This is a genomic window from Streptomyces sp. DH10, assembly GCF_029813805.1.
Taxonomy (GTDB): Bacteria; Actinomycetota; Actinomycetes; order Streptomycetales; family Streptomycetaceae; genus Streptomyces; species Streptomyces coeruleofuscus.
The window spans coordinates 223,163-238,017 of sequence record NZ_JARVKU010000014.1 but is presented as its reverse complement, the minus strand read 5'-3'; the positions used below and the strand labels follow the sequence as shown (position 1 = coordinate 238,017).

The window sequence follows — 14,855 nt, the reverse complement described above, 5'->3', positions numbered from 1 at the left end:
CTTCTTGAGTCCGGGCCACTCGCCGTTTTGTTTCGCGTGGTGTGCCGCGTGCAGGTCGGTGGGGGTTGTTCGCGCAGTTCCCCGCGCCCCTAGGGCGTGTCCGCAAAGTCCCGTCGTCCGCCCGGAGGGCGGGCATCACACCACCTGGTGCAGCCAGCGGACCGGGGCGCCTTCGCCCGCGTAGCGGAAGGGTTCCAGCTCGTCGTCCCAGGGCTTGCCCAGGAGTTTGTTGAGCTCGGCCTCCAGGTCCGTTTCACCGCGCTGGCTGCGTTGCAGGGCCGCGCGCAGGCGGTCCTCGGGGATGAGGATGTCTCCGTGGATGCCGGTGACGGCGTGGAAGATGCCCAGGTCGGGCGTGCAGCTGTAGCGCTCGCCCTCGGCGGTGGGGCAGGGTTCCGCGGTGACCTCGAAGCGGAGGAGGTGCCAGCCGCGCAGCGCCGACGCCAGCTTCGACGCCGTGCCCACCTGGCCGTGCCAGGAGAACTCCGAGCGCCAGGTGCCCGGGGCGGCGGGCTGGCGGATCCAGTCCAGGCTGACGCGCGTGCCGAGCACCCCGGCGATGGCCCACTCGACGTGCGGGCACAGCGCGCGCGGCGCCGAGTGCACGTACAGAACTCCACGTGTCGTCACCGGAACCTCCGGGCAGAGCGGGACATCTTGGAAACGGGCGGAACGGCTGTGACCGGGCGGGTCACGTTGATGGCGAGGCTACCGTGCGGTGACGCAAGGAGTGTGACGTACGGTCGCTCCCGGGGCCGGGAAACTCCCGCCATTCACCCAGGGGGACGCTTGTACGGGTGTGAGCCGTTGCACCTGATCGGCCGGGAACCCTCGTGCGTTGTTATTGGTTGGGGAGACAGGCACGGCGCGGCGAGGGGAAGGACCACGGATGCGGAAGGCACGCCAAGGCCCGCGGGTTGTCCTTGCCCTGGCCGTGGCGGCTGCCCTGGGTGCCGCCGGATGTGACGCCGTCGGGGGCGACTCCCCCGCCCCGTCCGCTACGGCCAAGCCGTCCCCGAAGCCCACGCCCCTGTGGGACCGCAGCCCGCGTTCCGTCGCGGCCGTGGGCGATTCCATCACTCGGGGCTTCGACGCCTGTGACGTGCTGTCGGACTGCCCGGAGGCGTCCTGGGCGACCGGTGCGAGCCCCGAGGTGGACTCCCTCGCCGTGCGGCTGCTGGGGCGGGCCGGGGCCGCGGAGCGGAGCTGGAACTACGCCGTGACCGGGGCGCGGATGGCGGACCTGCCCGGGCAGATCGCCCAGGCGGTGCGGCGCAAGCCCCAGCTGGTGACGGTGATGGTCGGGGCGAACGACGCCTGCCGGGCCACCCCCGCGGCGATGACTCCGGTCACCGAGTTCCGCGCCGACTTCGAGGACTCCCTGCGCAGTCTGCGCAAGGCGCTGCCCAAGACCCAGGTGTTCGTGGCGAGCGTGCCGAACCTGAAGCGGCTGTGGTCCGAGGGCCGCGGCAGCCCGATGGGCAAGCAGATCTGGCAGCTGGGCATCTGCCCGTCGATGCTGGGTGACGCGGACGCCCTGGACTCGGCGGCGAACCTGCGGCGGAGCACGGTGCAGAAGCGAGTGGAGGACTACAACAAGGTCCTGAAGGAGGTCTGCGCCAAGGACGAGCGGTGCCGCCACGACGGGGGCGCGGTGTACGACTACCGCTTCGGCACCGCCCAGTTGAGCCGCTGGGACTACTTCCACCCGAGTGTGAACGGACAGGCCCGGTTGGCGGAGATCGCGTACCGGACCGTCACGGCGGAGCGGCCCTGACCCGTGCGGTCCGTCGCGGACGACGAGCCCCGGCCCAGGGGTCAGGTCCCGGACCGGGGCTGCTCGGTGGGGAACTCGTCCCGGATCAGACGTTAATCGTGGCGGTGATCCTGCGGTCCGTGATCGAGCGCCCCACCTGGATCTCGTACGAACCCTTCACAAACGACCACGACATGGTCGTCTCGTCCCAGACCTCGAAGGCCCGGCGCGGCAGTTCGACGGTCGCCTCGACGCTCTCGCCGGGTCCGGCGTCAACGCCCGCGAAGCCGGCCAGCCAGCGGGCCGGGCGGGTGGGGTCGGGCTCGCTCGGGGCGAGGTAGACCTGGACGACCTCGCGGCCGGGGCGGTCGCCTGTGTTGCGGAGGCGGACCTTGGCGGTGGTCGCGTCGGCGGCGCCCTCGACGTCGACCGACTCGTAGGTCCAGTCGGTGTAGCCGAGGCCGTGGCCGAAGGGGTAGGCGGGGGTGCGGCCCTGCTTCTCCCAGGCGCGGTAGCCGATGAAGACGTCCTCGTCGTAGGGGAGTTCGCCGCCCTCCGGGACGACCCGGGTGACCGGGGCGTCGGTGAGGGAGCCCCAGGTGGTGGGCAGGCGGCCGCCTGGCTCGTGGGCGCCGGTGAGCACGTCCGCGAGGGCCGCGCCGCCCTCCTGGCCGGGGAACCAGGTGAGGAGCACGGCGGCGACGTCGTCGCGCCACGGCATTTCCACCGGGGAGCCGGCGTTGACGACCACGACGGTGTCCGGGTTGGCGGCGGCGACGGCGTGGACCAGGTCGTCCTGGCGGCCGGGGAGGCGCAGGTCCGTGCGGTCGAAGCCCTCCGACTCGACGCGGTCGGTGGTGGCGACCACGACGACGGCCGTGTCGGCGGCCCGGGCGGCCGCGGCGGCCTCGGCGATCAGCTCGTCGGCATCGCGCTGCGGGTCCTGGTGGGCGAGGGTGAAGCCGATGGTCCGCATGGGGTGGTCGCTGGGCGGCGGGACGGTGTAGGTCAGGGAGACCTCGACCGTTTCGCCCGTGGTCAGTTCGACCCGGGCGTGGGGCACCGGGGAGCCGAAGAACGCCGCGAAGGGGTCGCCGTCCTCGGCGGGGCGCTGGACGTCGTCGAAGTACGTGGTGCCCGCGACGGTCAGCCTGAAGGGGCCGAGGCCCTTGATGCCGAAGGTGTGCGTGCCGGTCTCGCGCGGGGTGAAGGTGCCCGTCAGCTCGACGGTCGCCAGGGTGTCGTGGGTGACGCCGTCCGGGAGGTCGTCGCCCATCCACTGGATGTGGCCGCCGGCGGCCGAGCGGGTGCCGATGACGGTGCCCTGACTGTCGCGGCAGACGGCACGCAGGTCGAAGCCCTGGCCGGCGACGGGGAGTTCGGTGTTCGGGTCGGCGCCGAGGGCGTAGCTGAGGCTACCGTCGGGGAGGGCGGCGGTGAGGCCGTCGAGCGGGGAGACGGTCCGGGCGGGGAAGACGGTGGCGGAGCCGCCGCCGAGAACGCGGGCGTCGCGGGCGGCGGCGCCGATCAGGGCGATCCTGCCGGGCTTCAGCGGCAGCGCGCCGTTCTCGTTGCGGACGAGGACGAAGGAGCGGCGGGCGATCTCGCGGGCGAGTGACTCGCCGTGGACGGGCTCGGGCAGGTCGGTGACGGCCGGTTCGGCGCCCTCCAGGATGCCGACCCGGGCGGCCAGGCGCAGGACCCGGCGGACCGCCTCGTCGACCTGGGCCTCGTCGGCCTCGCCGTCCCGTACGGCCCCCGCGAGGGCCTCGCCGTAGACGGTCTGCGGGCCGGGCATGGCGATGTCGAGGCCGCCGGCGAGGGCGCCGGTGGTGGAGCGGGCGGCGGTCCAGTCGGAGACGTTGATCCCGTCGAAGCCCCACTCGCCGCGCAGGACCTCGTTGACCAGGTAGTGGTGCTCGGTCATCGTCGTGCCGTTGACCGTGTTGTAGGCGGTCATGATGCCCCAGGGGTGGGCGTTCTCGACGATCGCCTCGAAGGGGGCCAGGTAGAGCTCGCGCAGAGCGCGTTCGCCGACGAGGTTGTTCACGGTGAGGCGGTCGGTCTCGGCGTCGTTGGCGACGAAGTGCTTGACGGTGGTGCCGACGCCGCCGGACTGGACGCCTCGGACGTACGCGGTGCCGATCCGCCCCGTGAGGTACGGGTCCTCGCTGTAGGCCTCGAAGTGGCGGCCGCCGAGCGGGGAGCGGTGCAGGTTGACCGTGGGGGCGAGCAGGACGTGGACGCCCTTGCGGCGGGCCTCCTGCGCCAGCAGCACGCCGGCCCGGTGGGCGAGCCCCGGGTCCCAGGTGGCGGCGAGGGCGGTCGGTGAGGGCAGGGCGACGGACGGGTCGTCGGCGCTCCAGTGCACCCCGCGGACGCCGATCGGGCCGTCGGACATGACCAGTGAGGCCAGTCCGGCCTCCGGCAGGGCGGGCAGGCTCCACATGTCCTGGCCGGCCAGCAGCCGTGTCTTGGCGTCCAGGTCGAGTTTGCCCAGGGCCGCCTCGACCGCCGCCTCGCGTCGTACGTCCGCTGTCTCCGCCATGTCGCCGCCTCCGCGTCGAGAGTCGCTGGATGCCGACATCGTGCCCGCGTTACCTGTAATGCGGTAGGTTTCGTTATCTTCTCGCAACAATTCGGCGTTCGTCATGTCGTACGGTGACGCCATGACGGCCAGGACCAGGAGCGAGGAGCGGCGCGCGGAGATCGTGCGGGCCGCTCTGGAGGTGATCGCCGAGCGCGGTTACCGGGGAGCGAGCCTGGCCGCGGTCGCCGAGCGGGTCGGGCTCACCCAGCAGGGGCTGCTGCACCACTTCCCGACCAAGGAGGCGCTGCTGGTCGCGGTGCTCCGGGACCGGGACCGCTGGGACGCGATGCCCGCCGGCCGGCTGCGGCTGGACCTGCTGGCCTCGCTCGTCGAGTACAACGCGATGCGGCCCGCCATCATCCAGACCTTCTCGGCGCTGCTCGGCGAGAGCGTCACGGAGGGCCATCCGGCGCGCGCGTACTTCACGGAGCGCTACACCGGGGTCCGCGCCGCCCTGGCCGAGGTGCTGCGCGCCGAGTACGGCGAGCGCCTGCCGAGCGGCCTCACCCCCGAGCGCGCCGCGCCCCTCCTCGTGGCGGTGCTGGACGGCCTCCAGTACCAGTGGCTGCTGGACCCGGAGTCGGTGGACATGGCCTCGGCCTTCCGGGACTTCCTGACGCTGCTGGGCGAGGCGGACACCCTCTAATCACTCGGCCGCCGCCACCCCGGCGCCGACGGCGATGAAGAGGCAGCCGGTGATCCGTTCCCAGCGGCGGCGCCAGGCCGGGCGGCCCAGCACACCCCGCAGGCGGGCCGCGACGCGCACTAGGGCGAGCCAGTAGCCGACGCCGATCACGATGTCGAGCACGCCGAGCAGGAAGATCTGCTCGGTCAGCAGGCCCCCTTCGTCCACGAACTGGGGCAGGACGCTGAGGAAGAACAGGGCCGCCTTGGGGTTGAGGACGTTGGTGAGGAACCCTTGCACGAAGCTGTCCCGGCGGCTGGTGGACGTGACCGTCCCACCGCCGGTGCCGGGCGGGCCGTCAGGCGACGGCTCCTCCCCTGCGACCGGCGAGTGCCGGCGGCCGGTGCCGTTGCGGGCCTCCAGCAGGGCTTTCACGCCCAGACAGACCAAGTAGGCGGCGCCCGCCAGTTTGATCGCGGTGAAGGCGTGGGCCGACCGGGCGGCGATCACCGAAAGGCCCAGTGCCGCGGCGCACATGTGCACGCACAGTCCCGTCTGGGCGCCGTAGGCAGCCGCCCTGCCCAGCGCGGGACGCCGGGTCGCGGCCCGTACGATCACCAGGAAGTCGGGGCCGGGCACGAGGTAGGCGAGCAGGACCACCCCCAGGAACCCCACAAGATCCGGCATCGCCCCGCCCCTTCCCCGCGCCCGGCCGCCGGACGCACCGTGCCGGTGCGGGTCCCACGCGAGCCGTGGGTCATGCGCCATGGCGTACGTCACTTCCGTCACTGATACTGCGACACGTCCCGCACGCTCACGACGGAAGGACCTGAACTCCCTTGGATTCCCTACGCGTTCGCCTCGGCCTCCTCGGTCTCGCCCTGCTGACCGGCTTCACCCTCCCGACGGCCGCGAGCGCCGCCGAGGCGGCCCCCTCCCCCACCGTCGAGGAGCAGCGGCTCGACAGAGCCGTCCCGCGGGAGATCCTGCGCCGTTCGGGATTCGACACCGTGGCCCCGCGGCTGGCCCGGGCGCTCGACGAGGCCCACTCCTACGCGCAGGCCCGCCGGGCCGTCGCGCACGAGGGTGCGCTGCTGTGGCGGCGGGCCGTCGACCGGGCGCAGGGGCGTGGTCCGGCGGGCGGGGACCTCAGCCGGGACGACGACCGGCCGCTGTACTGGGCGCGGCTCGGCATGACACGTGAAGTGCGCGCCTGGGAGCCGCAGTTCGCCCTGACGGACGGGCAGCGAACCGCGCTGCTGGACGAGCTGGAGCGCACCTCGCGCGGCCAGACGGACCTGCGCTACCCCCACGGCAAGGGCCTGAAGCGGATCCTGGTCACCGGCTTCGACCCGTTCACCCTGGACCGGGACATCCGCATCTCCAACCCGTCCGGCGCCACGGCGCTCGCCCTCGACGGCACGGTGATCGAGACGGCGGACGGCCCGGCCCGGATCGAGACGGCCGTGTTCCCGGTGCGCTGGCGGGACTTCACGGAGGGGACGGTGGAGCGCACGCTGCGGCCGTACCTGCCGAAGGTCGACCTGTTCACGACCGTGAGCCAGGGTCGGGTCGGGCGGTTCGACGTGGAGCGGACCAACGGGGCCTGGCGGGGCGGCTTCGCGGACAACGACAACATAGGCCGCACGGAGACGGTGCCCGTCGCCGACCCGGCCTCGCAGCCGCAGTGGACGACGACCACGCTGCCGTACCGGGCGATCGTCGCCGCGGACACCGGCCGTTTCCCGGTGTACGACAACACCGGTGTCACCGAGATCCCGGCGGGCGGCACCGAGCCCGTCGTACGCCCGGAGGGGCCGACTCCCGGCTCGACCGCCCGGGCGGGCGGCGGCGGTGACTACCTCTCCAACGAGATCGCCTACCGGGCGACGCTGCTGCGGGACCGGCTGGGGCTGCACGACGTCCTGCCGGGCGGGCATGTGCACACGCCCGTGCTCCAGTTCGGCACCGGGAACACCACCGAGGTCACCGACCCGGAGTTCGTGCGGAACCGGCTGGACATCATCACGCAGGTGAGGACGATCCTGAGGGTGGCTGCGGAAGAGTCGTGACGGCCTCGTCGCCCTCCGCGCCGTCCTCCCGGGTCTCCTCGCCGAGCAGTTCCCGCGCCATGAGGGTGGCGCCGGCGACCGCGCCCGGCATCAGGAACACGGCGACGAACGGGACCAGGAAGGCCACGGCCAGCGGCGTGCCGAAGCCCCAGACCAGGGTCTTGCGGGAGCGGAGCAGGCCGAGGCGGGTGCGCAGTTCGACGCTGCGGCGCTGGAGGGCGACGGCGGTCAGTTCCTCGGTGAGGAAGAACCCGGTGACGAAGAACCCGATCACCGGTACGGCCGTCTGGCCGACGACGGGGATGAACCCGCACGCGAACAGCAGCACGCCCCACAGGGCGGCCCGTACGACGATCCGGAGGCTGTCCCGGGCGGAGATCCACAGCTCGCGCCAGAGCGGCAGGCCCGACTCGGGGGCGTGGCCGTCCGGGGACACGTCCCGGTCGACCTTCTCGGAGAGGTTCTCGTAGAAGGGCTGCCCGACCAGCAGCGTCACCGCGGTGAACGTCACGACGGACAGGAGCAGGGCGAGGGCGAACAGCACGGCGGTCAGGAAGCCGCGGAAGAGCCCGGGCCACGGGCTGGACCAGTCGTCGGCGAACGGCGTCGCCCAGGTGACGGCGTCCTCGCCCCACAGCGCCAGCGCGACGAGCGCCGCCGCGTACAGCACGAGGGTGATCAGGCCCGGGAGCAGCCCGAAGCCGTACTGCTTGCCGTGCCGGGCCACCCATCGCTGGCCCTTCAGCAGGTACCGGAAACCAACCCCGAGATCGCGCATGGGAAAAGCCTATCGGTGCTGGTGTCGCGCCCTTGACGCGCTCCGGTCACACCGATGTCACAGGTCGCCCGGGAAGGGCCATCCGGGTCACCGGTGACACCAAGGCGGCCTTGTTGCCGTTGAGTCGAACCGGTACACCTCGCCGTACCGATCTCAGGAAGCCCCGTTGGAGGTACGCGTGCGCACCACGAGAACCGTTCCTGCGAGACCTGTACTGATCGTCACTCTCACGCTCGCCACGGCGGGTTCGCTCCTGCTGGGTCCCGACGCCGCCGGCGCGGACCCGAAGCCCGTCACGCGCGAGGGCGCCGCCGTGGACGACCGTGCGGCACAGGCTCCCGCGAGCGCGGCCCGGCGCGCACTGGCCGCTCCCGAAGAGACCTCCACCGGCACCGCCGCCCGCGGCTACCCCCGCCGCCAGGTCCTCTCCCCCGGCCCGGAGAAACCCGGCGACAAGTCCCTGAAGCTGGGCCTGACTCCGTACCACGCGATCGCCCCGAAGCTGAACGCCCTGCAACGCCTGGGCGACCGGGTGAGCGTGGAGGTGGCCGGCCGCTCGGCCGGCGGCCACCGCCTCTACCTCGTCACCGTCACCGCCCCGGAGACCACCCGCCAGGCCCGTGCCCAGGAGCGGATGCGCGAACTGATCGAGAACGCGCCCGCGGCGGCCGCCAAGTCCCCTGAGATCAAGCGCGCTTACAAGACCCCGGTCTTCGTCAACAGCAACATCCACGGCAACGAGTGGGAGGGCACGGACGCCTCCCTGAAGCTCGTCGAGCGGCTCGCGACGGCGCAGGACGCCAGGACCCGCGACCTGCTCGCGCGCAGCCGCCTGTACTTCAACATCACGGCCAATCCGGACGGCCGTATCGCCGGCACCCGCGCCAACGCGAACGGCTTCGACCTGAACCGGGACTTCGTCACCGCCTCGCAGCCCGAGACCCGTGCGATGCGGCAGATCGAAGTGGACAAGCAGCCGGCCGTCCTGCTCGACCTGCACGGCTACGTCAACGGCACCCTCATCGAGCCCACCACTCCCCCGCACGGCGAGAACTACGAGTACGACCTGTTCCTGAAGAACAGCTACGCCAACGCCCTCGGCATGGAGTCCGCCGTCAACGCCCTCGGCTACACGCCCGCGAGGGACGGAGTGGAGCCGGCCCAGATCCCGTTCCGCGACCAGGAGGAGGGCTGGGACGACTGGCCGCCGATCTTCACCCCGCAGTACGCGGCCTTCCACGGCACGGTCGCCGCGCACACGGTGGAGATCCCGCTCGCGGTGAACAACGAGGAGTACGACGAACTCCCCGTCGCGGAACTGCGCCGCCGCTCGGCGGTCAACACGGCCGTGGCGGGCGCGGCGATCCGCGCGACCCTGGACCACGTCCGGGAGCACCGCACCTCGCTCATCGCCGACCAGATCGAGGTCTTCCGCCGCGGCGCGGCCGGTGCCCCGCAGGTACCGGTGTCACCGGAGACGGTCCCCGGCGTCCCCGGCATCGGCCCGGAGGACGTCTACACGACGGACTTCCCGCGCGCCTACGTCATCCCGCCCGGCGGCTCCCGCACCCAGCGCTCGGCCCCGGCGGCGACCCGCCTCGTCGACCACCTCCTCGCCAACGACGTCCGCGTCACCCGGGCCACACGCCCCTTCCGGCTCGCCGGACGGACGTATCCCGGGGGCTCGTACGTCGTCGACATGCACCAGCCCAAGCGCGGCATGGCGAACGCGCTGCTGGCCGACGGCCGGGACATCAGCGGCAAGGTGTCGGTGATGTACGACATCTCGGGCTGGAGTCTGGGCCGCCTGTGGGGTGCCACGGTGGAGCAGGTGCCGTCGGGCAGCCTGCGGGGCGCGCAACTGCGCCCGGTCACCGAGGCCGCACCGGTCGCCCGTGTGCCCGCGCATGGCGACCTCCGCCTGCGCCTGACCGACCCGCGCGAGATCGCGGCCCTCAACTCCCTCCTCCAGCAGGGCGTCCGGGCACGCCAGGCACCGGACGGCAGCGTGATCGTCCCGGCGTCGGCCCGCCGCGCGGCGGTCACGGCCGCCCGCGCGCACGACGTCTCCTTCACGGCGACGCGGCTCACCGACGGCACGCCCCTGCACCGCCTCCGGGTCGCCGCCGCCGTGACGCCCGGCGAGCTGTTCGCCCTGCGGGAGATGAACTTCGACGTCACGCCGGTCTCGACGGCCGTCCTGAACTCCGGCTTCGACTGGTCCGGCACGGACGTGCTGTTCGTGTCCGCCGGCCTGGACCACGCCGCCCTGACCGCACCCGCGCGCAGGTCCCTGGACGCCTTCCTCGACGCCCACGGCCTGGTCGGCCGGGGCGCGAGGGGAGCGGCCCTGAACGCGGCGGCGGACCGGCTGGCCGTCAAGCCGGTCGAGGGCAACACGGACGCGAACGGCGTCGTACGAACGGAGAACACCGGCCGCGTCACGCACGACGCTCCCGCGCACGCCTTCGTCTACACCCCGCTGTGGTTCACCGGCCTCGGACCCGGTGTGCGGGTGGAGCAGTCGTACGCGACCGGGAATCCGCTCGTCTCCGGGCACTGGCGTCCGCTCCGGGACGGCACCGGCGGTCCCGCGGCGGCAGCGGGACAGGCCTCGGTGGTCAGCGGCGGCCGGACGGTCCTGTTCGGCACCGAACCACTTTTCCGAGACCACCCCAAGGGGGAATTCCCGCAGGTGGCGAGGGCATTGTTCACAGTGGCACACAGCGGTTCAGTTGAGGAGAGCGGATGACGCAGGAGATCCACGGCACCGTAGCCGACGGCTTCGAGGGAGTGCGCGAGGAGTTCGCCGCGTTCGTGGCCGCGGAGCGCCCCGACTACGAGGGCCAGCTGTGCGCCTACGTTCACGGCCGCAAGGTGGTCGACCTGTGGGCGGGGACGGAAGCGGACGCCCTCTACGGCGTGTTCTCGTCCACCAAGGGAGCCGCCTACCTGGTCGTGGCCCTCCTCGTTCAGGACGGCACGCTCGAACTGGACCGCAAAGTGACGTACTACTGGCCGGAGTTCGCGGCCGAGGGCAAGGGCACGCTGACCCTGCGCGATCTGCTCGCCCACCGGGCGGGCGTGGTCGGCACGGACAGCGGCTTCACCCTCGCGGAGCTGGCCGACGACCGTCAGCTCGCCGAACGCCTCGCCGACCAGCGGCCGTTCTGGCGTCCCGGTACGGCGTTCGGCTATCACGCGATGGTCAGCGGGGCGCTGGTGGGCGAGGTCGTACGCCGCGCCACGGGCCGCACGCTCCAGGAGGTCTACCAAGAGCGGATCCGCGCCCCGTACGCCCTGGACTTCCACCTGGGCCTGCCCGCGCCCCAGGAGCCCCGCTTCCGCACCACCCAGCCGATGGCGCCGACGCCGGCCCAGCAGGCCCTCCTCGACGCCACGCCCACGGGTCCCCACACGCTCGCCTCGATCGCCTTCAACCGCAACGCCGCGGAGCCGACCGACCTCGCCTCGCTCCCCAACATGCCGCTGATCCGCGCCAAGGGCCCGGCCTCGGTGGGCGGGGTGGCGTCCGCGCGGGGCCTGGCCGGGATGTACGCGGCGGCGATCAGCGAGGTGGGCGGGCAGGCGCCGCTGCTGAAGCCGGACACGGTGGCGGAGTTCGGCCAGATCCACTCGGTCGGCTACGACCTGGTGTCACGTGCCCACCGGTCGTTCGGACTCGGCTTCCAGATGACGGCCGACGTGGCGCACCCGTTCCTCGGTGCCGGGACGATCGGGCACAGCGGCGCGAGCGGCTCACAGGCCTTCGCGGACCCGTGGAGCGGCCTCGCGTACGGCTACACGCGCCGCCGTTTCGCCTTCCCGGGCGGCGCGGCCCCGGAGAACGACCGCCTGGCGCAGGCGGTCCACGGGGCGGCGCTCGCCCTCTGACGGACGGCACGGGCTGGCGCCCGGCACGGGCGGAGGCCGCACCCCACGTCCAAGGGTGCGGCCTCCGCGTACGCAACGACGGCGGTCAGGCCAGCGTCACGGTGATGTTCCCGCGGGTCGCCTTCGAGTAGGGACACACGTCATGGGCCTTCTCGACGAGCGACCGCGCCGTCCCCCGGTCCACCTTGGGAATGTCGGCGGCGATCTCGACGATGATCCCGAACCCGTCGCCGTTCTTGCCGAGGCCGACCTTCGCGGTGACGCTCGCCCCGGTGAGGTCGGCCCCCTCCTGGCGTGCGACGACGCCGAGGGCGCCCTGGAAGCAGGCGCTGTAGCCGGCGGCGAACAGCTGCTCCGGATTGGTCCCGGCGCCGCTGCCGCCCATCTCCTTCGGCGGGTTGACCACGACGTCGAGCTTGCCGTCATCGGTGGCGACCCGCCCGTCGCGGCCGCCCTCGGCGGTGGCGACGGCGGTGTACAGGACGTCGGACTGCTGGATGGGCATGCGGTGGTGTTCCTTCTGTCGTCCGCCGCGGCTCGCGCCCGGGCCGAGCGGATTCGGAAAAAACTTACCGCATGCCGGAAACCAGCAGAAGGTGTCAGAGCTTGACGATCATCTTGCCGGTGTTGTCACCGCGCAGGACGCCCAGGAACGCCTCGAGGTTGTTCTCGATGCCCTCGACGACGGTCTCCCGGTACTTCAGCTCGCCGGAGGCGACCCAGGGGGCGACCTCGCGCACGAACTCCGGCTGGAGGTCGTAGTGGTCCCCGACCAGGAAGCCCTCGATACGGCCGCGGGTCTGGATCAGGCGGGCGAGGTTCCTCGGGCCGGGGGCGGGCTCGGTGTTGTTGTACACGGAGATCATCCCGCAGACGGCGATCCGCCCGCCCTCGTTGAGGGACCCGATGGCCGCCTCCAGGTGGTCACCACCGACATTGTCGAAGTAGACGTCGATCCCGTCGGGAGCCGCGGCCCGCAGCTGCTCGCTCACCGGACCGTCCTTGTAGTTGAAGGCGGCGTCGAAGCCGTACTCGTCGACGAGCAGCTTCACCTTCTCGGCCGACCCGGCGGACCCGATGACCCGCGAGGCGCCCTTCAGCTTGGCGATCTGCCCGACCTGGCCGCCCACGGCACCGGCGGCACCGGACACGAAGACGGTGTCGCCCTCCTTGAAGGCGGCGGTGCGCAGCAGCCCCGCGTAGGCGGTGAGGCCGGTCATGCCCAGCACACCGAGGTACGTCGACAGCGGCGCGGCGTCCGGGTCCACCTTGACGGCGGTCTTCGCGGCCACGACGGCGTACTCGCGCCATCCGAGGAAGTGCAGCACGTGGTCGCCCACGGCCAGCCCCTCGGCGTTGGAGGCCACGACCTCGCCGACGGCACCGCCCTGCATGGCCTTGCCGAGCTCGAACGGGGCGATGTAGGACTTCGCGTCGCTCATCCGGCCACGCATGTACGGGTCCACGGAGAGGTACTTGTTCCGCACGAGGACCTGCCCCTCACCCGGCTGCGGAACCTCCGCCTCGACGAAGGCGAAGTCCTCGGGCTTCGGCCAGCCGACGGGGCGGCTGGACAGGTGCCATTCGCGGCTGACGGCGGGGAGGGTGGGGGTGTCGGTCATGATTCGCCTTTCCTCGGTGGTTCAGAGCAAATATTTCAGTACCTGAAACAACCATGCTCCTGAAAATTTCAGGTTGTCAAATAACCGGTACCCTCGATTCCATGGCCTCCACCACATCCGCCCCCCAGAACAGCCACCGCCCCGACCCGCTGGCCCTTGAGGTCATGGAGCTCATCGGGGAGGTCGTGGCGCGGTTCCACCAGGACTACGAGGAGGCGGCGGCGGAGCATGCGCTGACCGGGGCGCAGGCGCGGCTGCTGAGTCTGCTGTGCCTCGAGCCGCTGCCGATGCGCAGACTTGCCCAGCGGTTGAAGTGCGAGCCGTCGAACGTCACGGGGATCGTGGACCGGCTGGAGGCGCGGGGGCTGGTGGAGCGGCGGCCGGATCCCGCGGACCGGAGGGTGAAGGTGGCGGCGGCGACGAGTGAGGGGCGGCGGGTGGCCCGGAGTCTGCGGGACTCGCTGCGATTCGCCCGGGAGCCGTTGGCCGGGCTCTCCGAGGGGGAGAGGGTGGCGCTGCGGGATGCGTTGCGGGGGATGCTGGCGTGAGGCCGGGGTGGTGCCGGGCGTTTCCCGGTGCTGCGGGTTGGTGCTGAGGCCGGGCGTCGCGCAGCTCGGCGCGACGAGGTGCCGCTTCGGTGGGACGGGTGCCGCCCTCAGCGGCACGATGGTTCGCAGCTGACCCGCACGTGCTACGTGCACCACCACAGGAAGCGGTTGCAGGTCTCCGAGGGGGACGGTTCCGGTCTGGGGGGTGCGGTCGTCGGGGCCGCGGTCCGGGTCGGGGCCGGAGCCGGCCGGGCAGCCGTCGGGGCCGAGGTCGGGCGGCTGGTGGGCGGGGCCGCCGAGGCCGGGTCGGAGTCCTTCGGCTTCTCGTCGTCCTTCGCGTCCTCGGACTTGTCGGCCTTCGGGGACTTGGAAGGCGACGGGGAGGCGGATGCCGTGGACGAAGGGGCCACTGATGCTCCCTCAGCCCGGGCACCCTCGATTGGGCCGCCCGTCTCGCCCGCCTCCACCGACGCGTCGCCGTCCGCCGACTCACCCCCGGCCGCCGCCGGCTTCGGTGTCGACTTGGGCGAGTCCAGGCCGAGCTCCGCGAGGCTCAGCCCACCCGCCGCCAGCACGAACCCCGCCGCGACGAACAGCGTCCGGCGCCGCCGGCGGCGGTGCGCCGCGGCCTTCCGGTCCCGCCGGCTCGTCCCGCCACCCGGGCCATCGGCGACCGGCCCGTGCCCGCGCCCACGCCGTCGGGCAGCCCGCCCCGACGGTTCGCCGTCAGCGTCGTGCTCACTGTCCGGCCCGTCCGCCCCGTCCGACCCGTCCGAGTCGTCGTGAACGCCCTCCGGGCCCTCGTGAACGCCCTCCGGGCCTTCGGGAACGGCCTCGTACCCGCCGTACTCCGGCTCACGCCAGCGCAGCGCATCGGCTGAGGTGCCACACCCGGGGCAGGCGAGCGCGCCGTTGAGGTGCCGTCGGCACGGGTCGCAGTAGTCCATGACGCGGGAAGATTAAGTTCCGC

General features: G+C 72.5%; 13 protein-coding genes. 6 read left to right on the top strand and 7 right to left on the bottom strand.

Features of this window, described 5'->3' with window-relative positions; genetic code table 11:
- Positions 1-135 precede the first annotated feature (135 nt).
- A complete protein-coding gene (locus QC385_RS27570) occupies positions 136-630 on the bottom strand; it encodes a DUF3145 domain-containing protein (protein ID WP_279544075.1) in 495 nt (164 codons plus the stop codon).
- A 259-nt stretch (positions 631-889) separates the two neighbouring features.
- Here QC385_RS27570 and QC385_RS27565 point away from each other — a divergent pair, with 259 nt between their 5' ends.
- Positions 890-1,777 (top strand): SGNH/GDSL hydrolase family protein, encoded by an 888-nt coding sequence (locus QC385_RS27565; RefSeq protein WP_279544074.1) that lies wholly within the window; start codon positions 890-892, stop codon positions 1,775-1,777.
- Positions 1,778-1,862: 85 nt separating this feature from the next.
- Here the strand turns inward: QC385_RS27565 and QC385_RS27560 are convergent, their stop codons facing one another.
- Entirely contained in the window at positions 1,863-4,304 is a 2,442-nt protein-coding gene (locus QC385_RS27560) for a beta-glucosidase (protein WP_279544072.1), read from the bottom strand.
- 103 nt (positions 4,305-4,407) lie between these two features.
- On the opposite strand from QC385_RS27560, the gene QC385_RS27555 reads away from it, so the two are divergent.
- Positions 4,408-4,992, top strand: coding sequence for a TetR/AcrR family transcriptional regulator (locus QC385_RS27555; protein ID WP_279544070.1), 585 nt, complete (start codon positions 4,408-4,410; stop codon positions 4,990-4,992).
- Here the strand turns inward: QC385_RS27555 and QC385_RS27550 are convergent, their stop codons facing one another.
- Positions 4,993-5,658, bottom strand: a complete 666-nt coding sequence (locus QC385_RS27550; RefSeq protein WP_279544069.1) for a LysE family translocator — start codon at positions 5,656-5,658, stop codon at positions 4,993-4,995.
- Between the two features lie 152 nt (positions 5,659-5,810).
- Here QC385_RS27550 and QC385_RS27545 point away from each other — a divergent pair, with 152 nt between their 5' ends.
- Positions 5,811-7,043: a pyroglutamyl-peptidase I family protein gene (locus QC385_RS27545; RefSeq protein ID WP_279544068.1), complete on the top strand. Its 1,233-nt coding sequence runs from the start codon at positions 5,811-5,813 to the stop codon at positions 7,041-7,043.
- Here the strand turns inward: QC385_RS27545 and QC385_RS27540 are convergent.
- Positions 6,997-7,821: an EI24 domain-containing protein gene (locus tag QC385_RS27540; protein ID WP_279544067.1), complete on the bottom strand. Its 825-nt coding sequence runs from the start codon at positions 7,819-7,821 to the stop codon at positions 6,997-6,999. The two genes, QC385_RS27545 and QC385_RS27540, sit on opposite strands and share 47 nt — an antisense overlap.
- A gap of 178 nt (positions 7,822-7,999) precedes the next feature.
- On the opposite strand from QC385_RS27540, the gene QC385_RS27535 reads away from it, so the two are divergent.
- Positions 8,000-10,573 (top strand): M14 family zinc carboxypeptidase, encoded by a 2,574-nt coding sequence (locus tag QC385_RS27535; protein ID WP_279544066.1) that lies wholly within the window; start codon positions 8,000-8,002, stop codon positions 10,571-10,573.
- Complete coding sequence (locus QC385_RS27530) at positions 10,570-11,715, top strand: serine hydrolase domain-containing protein (RefSeq protein WP_279544065.1); 1,146 nt, start codon at positions 10,570-10,572, stop codon at positions 11,713-11,715. The genes QC385_RS27535 and QC385_RS27530 overlap by 4 nt, the downstream gene beginning before the upstream one ends.
- Positions 11,716-11,800: 85 nt before the next feature.
- Here the strand turns inward: QC385_RS27530 and QC385_RS27525 are convergent, their stop codons facing one another.
- Positions 11,801-12,220 (bottom strand): organic hydroperoxide resistance protein, encoded by a 420-nt coding sequence (locus QC385_RS27525; RefSeq protein WP_279544064.1) that lies wholly within the window; start codon positions 12,218-12,220, stop codon positions 11,801-11,803.
- Positions 12,221-12,314: 94 nt separating this feature from the next.
- Complete coding sequence (locus QC385_RS27520; protein WP_279544063.1) at positions 12,315-13,337, bottom strand: NADP-dependent oxidoreductase; 1,023 nt, start codon at positions 13,335-13,337, stop codon at positions 12,315-12,317.
- Between the two features lie 101 nt (positions 13,338-13,438).
- On the opposite strand from QC385_RS27520, the gene QC385_RS27515 reads away from it, so the two are divergent.
- Positions 13,439-13,885: a MarR family winged helix-turn-helix transcriptional regulator gene (locus QC385_RS27515; protein ID WP_279544062.1), complete on the top strand. Its 447-nt coding sequence runs from the start codon at positions 13,439-13,441 to the stop codon at positions 13,883-13,885.
- 143 nt (positions 13,886-14,028) lie between these two features.
- On the opposite strand, the gene QC385_RS27510 is transcribed toward QC385_RS27515, so the two are convergent.
- Positions 14,029-14,832, bottom strand: coding sequence for an SCO2400 family protein (locus QC385_RS27510; protein ID WP_279544061.1), 804 nt, complete (start codon positions 14,830-14,832; stop codon positions 14,029-14,031).
- Between the last annotated feature and the right edge of the window lie 23 nt (positions 14,833-14,855).

What these genes read in the sequence shown, in the direction of transcription:
- QC385_RS27550 (WP_279544069.1), bottom strand. Translation starts at nt 5,658, where the DNA reads ATGCCGGATCTTGTGGGGTTCCTGGGGGTGGTCCTGCTCGCCTACCTC.
- QC385_RS27525 (WP_279544064.1), bottom strand. Translation starts at nt 12,220, where the DNA reads ATGCCCATCCAGCAGTCCGACGTCCTGTACACCGCCGTCGCCACCGCC.
- QC385_RS27530 (WP_279544065.1), top strand. Translation starts at nt 10,570, where the DNA reads ATGACGCAGGAGATCCACGGCACCGTAGCCGACGGCTTCGAGGGAGTG.
- QC385_RS27520 (WP_279544063.1), bottom strand. Translation starts at nt 13,337, where the DNA reads ATGACCGACACCCCCACCCTCCCCGCCGTCAGCCGCGAATGGCACCTG.
- QC385_RS27560 (WP_279544072.1), bottom strand. Translation starts at nt 4,304, where the DNA reads ATGGCGGAGACAGCGGACGTACGACGCGAGGCGGCGGTCGAGGCGGCC.
- QC385_RS27510 (WP_279544061.1), bottom strand. Translation starts at nt 14,832, where the DNA reads ATGGACTACTGCGACCCGTGCCGACGGCACCTCAACGGCGCGCTCGCC.
- QC385_RS27565 (WP_279544074.1), top strand. Translation starts at nt 890, where the DNA reads ATGCGGAAGGCACGCCAAGGCCCGCGGGTTGTCCTTGCCCTGGCCGTG.
- QC385_RS27540 (WP_279544067.1), bottom strand. Translation starts at nt 7,821, where the DNA reads ATGCGCGATCTCGGGGTTGGTTTCCGGTACCTGCTGAAGGGCCAGCGA.
- QC385_RS27515 (WP_279544062.1), top strand. Translation starts at nt 13,439, where the DNA reads ATGGCCTCCACCACATCCGCCCCCCAGAACAGCCACCGCCCCGACCCG.
- QC385_RS27555 (WP_279544070.1), top strand. Translation starts at nt 4,408, where the DNA reads ATGTCGTACGGTGACGCCATGACGGCCAGGACCAGGAGCGAGGAGCGG.